The sequence below is a fragment of the Acinetobacter sp. CIP 102637 genome (assembly GCF_000368425.1).
Classification (GTDB): domain Bacteria; phylum Pseudomonadota; class Gammaproteobacteria; order Pseudomonadales; family Moraxellaceae; genus Acinetobacter; species Acinetobacter parvus.
In genome coordinates, this window is the sequence record NZ_KB849435.1 from 424,647 (window position 1) to 434,908 (window position 10,262).

The window sequence follows — 10,262 nt, forward strand, 5'->3', positions numbered from 1 at the left end:
TGATGAAAGGGCTCTGAATAGGGCTCTTTTTATTTGGGAGAAAGCTTGTGCTAAAAGTGGTTCTTATTTTGGTTGTGATCTTAAGTTTGGCTTTACTCTTGTTTCTGGCGTACCAGAGCCAAAAAATGCTGCGCCATGTGCAAAAACAGCAGGCACTGGAAAATCGGCAGAATGGAAAATCGCGTCAGCTACATCCAAAATTGCGGCAGGATAAAAAACCTCAGGATTAACTGAGGTCTTTTGTTGCAATGGTCTTGCTTGCACCAAACTCAAAGCGGTCAGGCCAGTTGCAGACATCTGCAACCACACATTCAAAACATTTCGGCTTACGGGCGATACAGCAATAACGGCCATGTAGAATCAGCCAGTGATGGGCATCCAAAATAAATTCTTTGGGGATCACCTTAACCAGACGATGCTCAACCTCTAACACATTCTTTCCAACGGCTAAACCTGTACGATTTCCCACTCGAAAAATATGGGTGTCTACTGCCATGGTTGGCTGTCCAAATGCAGTATTCAGCACCACATTTGCTGTTTTACGGCCTACGCCTGGCAGCGCTTCAAGCTGTTGACGTGTTTCGGGTACTTGTCCCTGGTATTGATCAAGCAAAATCTGGCAGGTTTTAATGACATTTTCAGCCTTGGCATTATAGAGCCCAATGGTCTTGATATATGCCTTGAGTCCCTCGACACCAAGATCAAGGATGGCCTGGGCTGTATTTGCCACAGGATAGAGTTTATCGGTTGCCTTATTGACGCTGACATCGGTCGCCTGTGCCGAAAGCATCACCGCAATCAGCAGTTCAAATGGCGATGAATAGTTCAGCTCTGTACGGGGATCGGGACGTTGCTCATGCAAGCGTTCAAAGAAAACCTGAATTTGCTTTTTGGTCATATTCTTAACGGGCATTTAGACTTCCTGCAATTCATTTAAACGTTGCTGTAGGCTAAGCAGTTGCACCTGTTTCTGTTCATCAGCCCGTACGCTTAACTGTTTTTCCAGCTTCTTGATCTGGGTGCGGATTTTAGCCAGTTCTATCGTGGTTTTTGCATCAATTGGGGCGCTTTCTTTGGGCTTGTCTGCCAATGTAATCACAGGCACATTATTGAGTGCCTGGGAGAACTGGGCAAACAACTCGGTATCGATTTCAGCCCGTACAATCGGACCTTTACGATTTAGGCGGCGTTTTTCTTCACGCTGGATATGGGCATAGTAACGATGCCTTAATTCATCCTGTTCCTTAACGCGCTGTTCTCGGGTTGGCAGTGGCTTGATGTCGGCAACCAGGTCAATACAGTCAACTGGACAAGGTGGGATGCATAGTTCACAGCCGGTACACAGATCTGCCAGCACCGTATGCATGAGTTTACCACTGCCGATGATGGCATCTACAGGACATGCGCTGATACATTTGGTGCATCCAATACATTCATCTTCACGGATCACCGCTTTCATTTGCTGTGGGCGACCATCTGCCTGTATTTCCCAGACACTGGGTTCGGCAGTCAATTGTGGTCGCTGTAACAGTGTGGCAAGCGCATCCGCAACAGGCTGTCCGCCTGGAACACATTTGTTCGCATCTTCACCCGCGGCAATGGACTGTGCGTAGGGTAAACATCCATCACGATGCCCACATAAACCACACTGTGTCTGTGGTAAAAGCTGGTCTATCTGGACAATCAGGGAATGTGGTGGGGGCAGGGACATAACAACAGGGGAAACAAAATGGGACGGAATAGTATAACAAAAAATAGATGGTGTTGGCGGTGAACATCTGGAAACAACAGTTGGCTTAAAGTGTTGGATTTTGACAAAAAATGGTGCGAATATTGCACTTTAACCAAGTAATCCTAAAATAAATCATATCTTTCTTGTTTTGTTTAATTAATTGAAATTCTTTAATATATTAAATAATGCACTAAAATGATACATGGTATTTTTTATAGGAATGTTCGTTATTTTTTCTTTTTAAATATTTGATTTATAAAAATTAAAAATAATATGATTGAAAAAAATATTGTGAATTAAAAAAAATAAGTATTAAATAGGTGCGTTAAACTATTTTGGTGCGTTTTTTTTGCACTTTTATGAATCATTCGACTTGAGGGTCAAACATTGAAATACAGTAGCCTAAGCGACTTCCTGGATTATGTTAAAGCTCGTGATCCACATCAACCAGAGTTTCTGCAAGCTGTGGAAGAGGTAATGATGAGTTTATGGCCTTTCATTGAGAAGAACCCAAAGTACGCTCAATATGGTCTATTAGAGCGTTTGGTTGAACCTGAACGGGTGATTCAGTTCCGTGTTTCATGGATGGATGATCAGGGTGAAACCCATGTGAACCGCGCGTTTCGTGTGCAGTACAATTCGGCAATTGGGCCATTTAAAGGGGGAATGCGTTTTCACCCTTCAGTGAACCTGTCTATCCTGAAGTTTTTGGGTTTTGAGCAAACCTTTAAAAATGCACTGACCACACTGCCAATGGGTGGGGGCAAGGGTGGCTCTGATTTTGACCCCAAAGGAAAGTCTGATGCCGAGATTATGCGTTTCTGTCAGGCCTTGATGCTTGAGTTGTACCGTCATTTAGGATCAAACACTGATATTCCAGCAGGAGATATTGGTGTGGGTGGTCGTGAGGTTGGTTATATGACGGGCATGATGAAAAAGCTCAGCAATGACACCTCTTGTGTATTTACAGGCAAGGGGATCTCGTTTGGTGGTTCGTTGGCGCGTCCAGAGGCAACGGGTTACGGTACGGTTTACTTTGCCGAAGAAATGCTGAAAACTCGTGGCGACAGTTTCGCGGGTAAAACGGTTTCCATCTCTGGTTCAGGCAATGTGGCGCAATATGCGGCAGAAAAGGCCATGTTCCTGGGTGCAAAAGTGGTGACCCTGTCTGATTCAAATGGTACAGTCTATTTGAAGAATGGTTTTAGCAAGGCGCTTCTGGATGAAGTGATGGAACTGAAAAACGTAAAACGTGGTCGTATTTCAGAGTTTGCCTCTAAACATGGTTTTGAATATTTTGAGGGTAAAACACCTTGGCATATTCGTGCTGATATTGCCTTGCCATGTGCGACACAAAATGAGTTGAATGGCGAAGATGCTGAAATTCTTTTGGCCAATGGGGTCATCTGTGTGGCTGAAGGTGCGAATATGCCATCGACACTGGATGCGGTGGAGAAGTTTGTTGAGGCAAAAATCCTCTATGCACCAGGTAAAGCCTCTAACGCGGGCGGTGTGGCAACATCGGGTCTGGAAATGTCACAGAACGCCAATCGTTTGGGGTGGTCATTTGAGGAAGTGGATGAGCGCCTGCATGCGATCATGAAAGAAATCCATCGCAACTGTGTGAAATATGGTACGCAGGAAGATGGAAGCATCAATTATGTGGATGGTGCCAACATTGCTGGATTTGTAAAAGTGGCTGACGCAATTCTAGGTCAGGGCATTTATTAAAAATTCCTCTTTAATAAAGAAAGACTTTTCATAAAAAAATCCGATGTTAAAAGCATCGGATTTTTTATTTATCCATTGGAGCGTAAAACCTCGGGGTTTAGCCCGAGGATATAAGCGACTGGCGTAAGCCATACGACATGAAATGTCGTTTTAAATACTTTTGCTATAATCACTATTAAGAAAAATACGGTTAAAATAATTGTATGAAGACACTCAAATTACGAATAAAAGACAAACATTGCAAGATGCTAGACCAACTAGCGTTGGAGGTAAACTTTGTTTGGAATTATGTCAATGATTTGTGTTTCAAGCATCTACAACGCAAACAACAATTCTTTTCAGCATACGACATTACCAAATACACAAAAGGCACATCGAAAGAATGTAATTTGCATAGCCAAACGATTCAGGCGGTCACAGAAGAATTAGTGACAAGACGCAAGCAATTCAAAAAAGCAAAACTGAAATGGCGAGTCAGCAATAAAAAATCAGCTAGGCGTTCATTGGGCTGGATACCGTTCAAGAAAGTAGCAATCAAATATGCTGATGGCTATGTTCAATATGGCAAGCACCAATTCAAACTATGGGACAGCTACGGACTAAGCAAATACAATGTTAAAACAGGCTCATTTGTTGAGGATAGTCGTGGGCGTTGGTATGTCTGTTTAGTTGTAGAAGCACCAAAGATAGAGAAAACAACATCAACCACAGCCATTGGCATTGATCTAGGGCTAAAAGACCTTGCAACATGCTCAGATGGTGTGAAACTCAAAGCCCCTAAAATCTATCGACAATACGAACAAAAACTTGGCATTGCTCAACGTGCAAAAAATAAGAAACGCGTCAAAGCGATTCACGCCAAGATTAAAAATATACGTCAAAACATGCTGCATCAATTCAGCCATAAACTGGTGAATGAACATGCAGCAATCTTCGTTGGCAATGTGAATGCCAAAGCACTCGCACAAACTAAATTAGCTAAATCAGTGCTAGATGCAAGTTGGACAACACTAAGAACCATGCTTAAGTATAAATGCGAGAACGCAGGGGTATGGTATGAAGAAGTCAATGAATCGTATACCACCCAAACTTGCTCGTGCTGTGGCTCACGCTCCAGTAGTCCGAAAGGTAGAGCAGGCTTAGGAATAAGAGAATGGCAGTGCATGGAGTGCGGTACGCTCCATGATCGGGATGTAAATTCCGCACTGAATATTCTTGCGCTCGGACATGAGCGTCTCGCAGGAGGAATCCCCGTCCTTTAGGTCGGGGAGGATGTCAATTGTGTAATTACGCTGTCAGTTATATTTTGTGCTGATTGGCAGGCTATTAGGGAAAGTGGAAGTAAGGCAAGAACTAAATATTTGATTTTCATGTTCAAAATGACAGTAAATAAATAACAGTGTTAAGCTTAAAGTATTCTTAAAAAAGAGCATGTAGTACGTTTAGGTATTCAGTTTGCTAAATGTATTTATTTGTAATATTCCAGCAATTATGGCCTTATGGATGGGACGATGATGACCGTCCCTTTTTACGATATGAAATTTTAATCAAACCGATAAATATCCATGCCCAGTGAACCCATTGAAAAACTGCTATGTACGATCGTAAAACGATGACCTGTCCCCATCGCAAAAAACAGTGGGGCAAAATGTTCAAGTGTGGGATGGTTGCGCTGGACATAGGGTAATGATGGCCAATCCAGCACCGCATCATAGTTCTGGTGGGTCAATTTGCTCACCACTGCATTTCTGAATGTACTGGCCCAGATCGGCACATCTGTAGGGTTGTGCCATGATAGCTCAGCCAGATTGTGGGTGATACTGCCTGAACCAATCAACAGGATTTGTTGATCACGTAATGGTGCAAGCGTTTGCCCGATTTTGTAAATTTCATCCGCATTCATGTGAATTGGCAGGGAAATTTCAATCACAGGAATATCTGCCTCTGGATACATATGTAACAACGGCATCCATACGCCGTGATCGCGTGGACGGGTGCTGTTTGCGTGGGCCGCAATATCTGCTTCTGCAAATAAACTCAGTATTTCCTCGGCCAACTTTGGCGCGCCTGCCGCAGGGTAATGAATCTGATACAGTTCAGGTGGGAAGCCGCGAAAGTCGTGCCAGGTTTGTGGTCGAGTGGAGGTGCTGACTTCCAGCGCCTGACTTTCCCAATGCGCTGACATCACCACAATGGCCTTGGGCTTTGGCAGATTGCTGCTTAGGCGATATAGGGCAGGACCAACCTGCTCAGGATCAAGTGCGAGCATTGGCGAACCATGAGAGATAAATAACCCTGGTAAAGTTTGCAAGTTCATAACAGCGCACCTGATTGGAGAGACCTGATTATCGTGACAAATTCTTTAAAGGAATGACAGTAGTTAAACTTCAACATATTGTTCTAAAATCAGAACAAGTATAGCGCTATGCCCGATGATAAGGATGGTTATGGTTAATGCTCATCGCACGATACAGTTGTTCAATAAGCAAGATACGCACCATGGGATGGGGCATGGTGAGCTTGGACAATGACCAGTGCCAGGCCGCAGCCTTGCGTACCGCTTCGGAATGGCCATCTGGGCCACCAATGGCAAGTGCGATGTCATTGCCCTCTAGCATCCATTGCTTCATGGTGTCTGCCAGCTTTTCAGTGCTGAGTTCGCGCCCGCCGACTTCTAAAGCGATCAATGTCTCATTTGGCTTGAGGGCATTCAAAATACTTTCACCCTCAATTTGACAGTATTTTAGGATATCTGCCTCAGAGTCATTTTTTCCACGTTTCGCCATAGGCAGCTCAATCACCTGAGTCTGTACAAAGGGCTGGATACGTTTGAAGTAATCTTCAAAGCCAGTGAGTACCCAGGCAGGCATTTTTTGACCAATGGTGAGAATACGAATTTTCATAGGATTGTTTAAATCGATAGATTCAGCACATTATAAATGCTGCTGGTTGTCATGGGATGGTGCAAACGGTTTATCTTGTCATAAAAGATACAAAATAGCGGATTATTCTCTCCATAAAAAACGCAGCTCAACATGCGTATGAGCTGCGATCAAAGTGCCATCTGTCTGGAGTTCAGATGGCACTAAAATGAGTTCATGAGTCAAGTTTGGCCTTTGTTTTGTCGACTCCATTTCATTATGCAATATACTGGTTATTTTTCAACCAAAATATGTAACAAAAAAAGAGAGCCGAAGCTCTCTTTAATTTTTTCAAGGATTAGTGACGTGCAGCCTTTGCTTCTTCCACTGGTTTTAGAATCGGTGTTTTCGGCAAAGGTTTTGGTGTATCCGTCAAAGCCAAAGGCAGGATTTCATCAATGCTTTTCACAGCCTTGATTTCCAAGCCTTCCTTAACATTGTCTGGAATCTCAGCCAAGTCACGGACGTTATCCTGTGGAATGAACACCAGCTTGATTCCACCACGGTGTGCCGCAAGAAGCTTTTCTTTCAAGCCACCAATACGCATCGCACGACCACCAAGACTTGTTTCACCTGTCATGGCAATGTCTGGACGAATCGGAATACCTGTAAATGCCGATACAAGGGCAGTGGTCAGGGCTAAACCAGCTGATGGGCCATCTTTTGGTGTTGCACCTTCAGGTAAGTGAACATGGACATCAGTTTCATCGAAACGAGATGATTCAATTCCCAATTCATCCGCACGTGTACGAACAACGGTCATTGCTGCGGTAATTGATTCTTTCATTACATCACCGAGCGAACCCGTGGTAATGAATTTACCTTTACCTTTTACGGCAGCAACTTCAATGGTCAGTAACTCACCACCCACCGAAGTCCAAGCCAGGCCATTGACACGACCCACTTGCGCTTCATCTTCAGCAACACCAAAGTCAAACTTGTGTGGACCCAGGTATTCTGGAAGATTTGCAGAAGTCACATCAACCTGTAGGTTTTTAGACTTCTTGCTCACCGCCTCTTTCACAACTTTACGTGCAATTTTAGACACTTCACGTTCAAGGCTACGCACACCAGCTTCACATGTATAACGTTGTACGATGTCGCGAATGGCTTCTTCATGAATAGTCAGTTCTTTTGCACGTAGACCATTATTTTTAATGGCTTTCGGCACTAAGTAACGCTCAGCAATATTCACTTTTTCATCTTCGGTATAACCCGGTAGACGAATCACTTCCATACGATCCAGTAAAGCTTCTGGAATATTCATGCTGTTCGCAGTACAGATGAACATCACTTCAGACAAGTCCAGATCAAGATCTAAATAGTGATCGTTGAACTTACTGTTCTGTGATGGATCAAGCACTTCAAGCAATGCAGAAGCAGGATCGCCGCGGTAGTCTTGTGCCATCTTATCGATTTCGTCGAGTAAGAACAGTGGGTTCTTAACCCCAACATTCGTTAAAGACTGTACAATTTTACCTGGCATCGCACCGATATAGGTACGACGGTGACCACGGATTTCAGCTTCGTCACGTACGCCACCGAGGGCCATGCGGACAAACTCACGACCAGTCGCTTTCGCTACTGATTCCCCAAGAGAAGTTTTTCCTACACCTGGAGGGCCGACTAAACACAAGATTGGCCCGCGGAGTTTTTTAACACGCGACTGAACCGCCAGATACTCAACAATACGATCTTTGACGTCATCTAAGCCGTAGTGATCTTCATCAAGAATCTCTTGTGCTTTGGCCAAGTTAATGCTGACTTTGCTCGCCTTATTCCAAGGCGTATCTAAAATGACTTCTAGATAGTTACGAACAACGGCTGCTTCACTGGATGCAGGTTGCATTGCCTTGAGTTTACGGAACTCAGCTTCAGCTTTTTTGCGTACATGTTCAGGTAAATCTGCTTCAGCAAGACGTTTCTCGATTTCCGCAACGTCATCCTCAGCACCACCATTCATATCGGAAAGCTCACGTTGAATAACTTTCATTTTTTCATTTAGAAAGTATTCACGCTGGTTCTTTTCCATTTGACGTTTAACACTGTCATGTAACGTTTGTTCAATTTGCTGTTCAGCAGATTGATTCACCAAATAGCTCATCAACTCTTGCAAATGCGCTTCAAACTCGTCGTGCTCTAAAAAGTTTTGTTTCACTTCAATGTTTAAAGGCACACGGGTCGCAACGAAGAACATCAGTTGTAACAGGTCTTCGATTTTATTTGCCGCTGCAACCAGTTCACGCGCATTACGCAGTTTCGCTTCCGCATATTGGGCGAACAGGGTACGTAATTCGTTTAAGCGAGTTGCTTGAGCTTCCTCATCCAATGGTAATGTAATTGGACTGAGACTGTGCTCGGCAGTCAAGTATTCTTCACCATCAATAATGCGCTCTAATTTAGAACGATGCAGACCTTCAATCAGTACTTTAATGCAGTTTTCATCATTTTCATGATTGACGACCTGTACGATTTTAGCCACGGTTCCATATTGATAGAGGTTATCGTGATCAATTTCTTCTGTAAGCGAATCTTTTTGCGCAACTACAAATACTAAATTGTCACCGTTACGAGCCACATCCACTGCATTGATCGATTTTTCACGACCCACAAATAGCGCAATTTGCATGTGTGGATAGACCACAACATCACGTAATGCTAATAGTGGTAATACACTTGGAACCTGTGGCTCTAAGCTTGATTCATTATTTAAAATATATTCAGACATGGGCACTCCTAATGAGTGACAACGGTGTTGCCATGTTTTTTATAGTGAAGTGCATTTTTAAAATTACAAGGGTTTTAATTTATAAAATATTAAAAAAAAGACTAAATTACTCAAGATTGGCGGTTAAAATTAATAAAATTAGCTATTTATCGTTTGAAATAATAAAAATTTTGAGGGGTTAATAATCCATCAATGGGTTGATCCCATTTTTGTCTGAATAAAGGTTCATTTATATATTGAAAAGAATGGGCGAGACCCAGCCGAAAAGGACGATGTGGGGCAGTTGCCAAAGTACGATCATAAAATCCACCTCCCATACCGATTCTCGTTCCAAGCTGGTCACAGGCCAATAAAGGCATAATCAGTAAATCCAGGGTGGAAACATGCTGCCCACGCGTCGCCATTGGTTCTTTCATACCGAGAGGATGATGGGAAAAACGTTTATTTAAATATTGATTGGAGCTGATTTTTACCCAAACCAGATTTTGGTTCATATTACAGATCGTGGGTAGATAGACCTGCTTGTTTTTTTGAAAACAGAACTGGATGATTTTTCGGGTATGCACTTCACCAAAGGCATGTAGATATAGGCCAACTTTTTGGGCTGACTTGAACTGTGGCAAATATCTGAGTCGATTTAAAACCTGTTGTTCAGCTTTCTTTTGTTCATAAGGAGAAAGTCGCTTTCTTTTTAGGCGAAGCTGTTTTCTTAATGGGTTTAAAAGCTGGTTCATGAGATTTGAAATGATTTTCTTTTGAAGAATGATACCCGATTTTGGCGAGATTCTTGAATATGGAACTGAATAATTAGATCGGGTTCTTATGGAAAGCAGGATGAGTTGTGCGACATAAATTGTCGCCTAAATGTCTTAAGTTTACAATTTATAGGACTTACGCACTATTATTTATAGATTCTCTGTGGTAGCAGATGATTTTTATCGAGAATAAAGTCATCAATGAAGTCTTTGATGATTGGTCTAAATAATTTCTTCTGCCAACGATATACATTTTCAAAGATCCCCTCAAACTGGTTCTTTTGTATCTCGACGTAGGCCATCAAGGCTGAAAAAATATGATTCAAAATCAGTTTAGATCGTCTTACTTGAAACTTTTCAATATGACAAACCTGTTTAATCACTCGGTGATATTG

The 10,262-nt window shown here is 42.7% G+C and carries 9 protein-coding genes and 1 pseudogene; 3 read left to right on the top strand and 7 right to left on the bottom strand.

What is annotated here, in order from left to right:
- The first annotated feature begins 47 nt into the window (after window positions 1–47).
- Window positions 48–230, top strand: coding sequence for a hypothetical protein (locus F967_RS05030; RefSeq protein WP_004681311.1), 183 nt, complete (start codon window positions 48–50; stop codon window positions 228–230).
- Here the strand turns inward: F967_RS05030 and nth are convergent.
- Both nth and F967_RS05040 read right to left on the bottom strand, forming a co-directional pair.
- Window positions 227–913: an endonuclease III gene (nth, locus tag F967_RS05035; protein WP_004681309.1), complete on the bottom strand. Its 687-nt coding sequence runs from the start codon at window positions 911–913 to the stop codon at window positions 227–229. The two genes, F967_RS05030 and nth, sit on opposite strands and share 4 nt — an antisense overlap.
- Complete coding sequence (locus F967_RS05040) at window positions 914–1,711, bottom strand: RnfABCDGE type electron transport complex subunit B (protein WP_004681307.1); 798 nt, start codon at window positions 1,709–1,711, stop codon at window positions 914–916. It abuts the gene before it with no gap.
- A gap of 384 nt (window positions 1,712–2,095) precedes the next feature.
- On the opposite strand from F967_RS05040, the gene gdhA reads away from it, so the two are divergent.
- Together gdhA and F967_RS05050 are read left to right on the top strand one after the other, a co-directional pair.
- On the top strand, window positions 2,096–3,463 hold the full coding sequence (gdhA, locus tag F967_RS05045) for an NADP-specific glutamate dehydrogenase (RefSeq protein ID WP_392389552.1): 1,368 nt from the start codon (window positions 2,096–2,098) through the stop codon (window positions 3,461–3,463).
- Between the two features lie 203 nt (window positions 3,464–3,666).
- A complete protein-coding gene (locus F967_RS05050) occupies window positions 3,667–4,725 on the top strand; it encodes an RNA-guided endonuclease InsQ/TnpB family protein (protein ID WP_034431044.1) in 1,059 nt (352 codons plus the stop codon).
- Between the two features lie 281 nt (window positions 4,726–5,006).
- On the opposite strand, the gene F967_RS05055 is transcribed toward F967_RS05050, so the two are convergent.
- The 5 genes and pseudogenes from F967_RS05055 to F967_RS05075 all read right to left on the bottom strand — a co-directional run.
- Window positions 5,007–5,780 (bottom strand): DODA-type extradiol aromatic ring-opening family dioxygenase, encoded by a 774-nt coding sequence (locus tag F967_RS05055; protein WP_004681300.1) that lies wholly within the window; start codon window positions 5,778–5,780, stop codon window positions 5,007–5,009.
- 106 nt (window positions 5,781–5,886) lie between these two features.
- Window positions 5,887–6,366 (bottom strand): 23S rRNA (pseudouridine(1915)-N(3))-methyltransferase RlmH, encoded by a 480-nt coding sequence (gene rlmH, locus F967_RS05060; protein WP_004770208.1) that lies wholly within the window; start codon window positions 6,364–6,366, stop codon window positions 5,887–5,889.
- 316 nt (window positions 6,367–6,682) lie between these two features.
- Window positions 6,683–9,112: an endopeptidase La gene (lon, locus tag F967_RS05065; RefSeq protein WP_004798601.1), complete on the bottom strand. Its 2,430-nt coding sequence runs from the start codon at window positions 9,110–9,112 to the stop codon at window positions 6,683–6,685.
- 146 nt (window positions 9,113–9,258) lie between these two features.
- Window positions 9,259–9,846, bottom strand: coding sequence for a 5-formyltetrahydrofolate cyclo-ligase (locus F967_RS05070; protein WP_004675848.1), 588 nt, complete (start codon window positions 9,844–9,846; stop codon window positions 9,259–9,261).
- A gap of 167 nt (window positions 9,847–10,013) precedes the next feature.
- A pseudogene (locus F967_RS05075) lies at window positions 10,014–10,262 on the bottom strand (IS701 family transposase); the annotation flags it as partial.

What these genes read in the sequence shown, in the direction of transcription:
- nth (WP_004681309.1), bottom strand. Translation starts at nt 913, where the DNA reads ATGCCCGTTAAGAATATGACCAAAAAGCAAATTCAGGTTTTCTTTGAA.
- rlmH (WP_004770208.1), bottom strand. Translation starts at nt 6,366, where the DNA reads ATGAAAATTCGTATTCTCACCATTGGTCAAAAAATGCCTGCCTGGGTA.
- lon (WP_004798601.1), bottom strand. Translation starts at nt 9,112, where the DNA reads ATGTCTGAATATATTTTAAATAATGAATCAAGCTTAGAGCCACAGGTT.
- F967_RS05055 (WP_004681300.1), bottom strand. Translation starts at nt 5,780, where the DNA reads ATGAACTTGCAAACTTTACCAGGGTTATTTATCTCTCATGGTTCGCCA.
- F967_RS05050 (WP_034431044.1), top strand. Translation starts at nt 3,667, where the DNA reads ATGAAGACACTCAAATTACGAATAAAAGACAAACATTGCAAGATGCTA.
- F967_RS05040 (WP_004681307.1), bottom strand. Translation starts at nt 1,711, where the DNA reads ATGTCCCTGCCCCCACCACATTCCCTGATTGTCCAGATAGACCAGCTT.
- F967_RS05070 (WP_004675848.1), bottom strand. Translation starts at nt 9,846, where the DNA reads ATGAACCAGCTTTTAAACCCATTAAGAAAACAGCTTCGCCTAAAAAGA.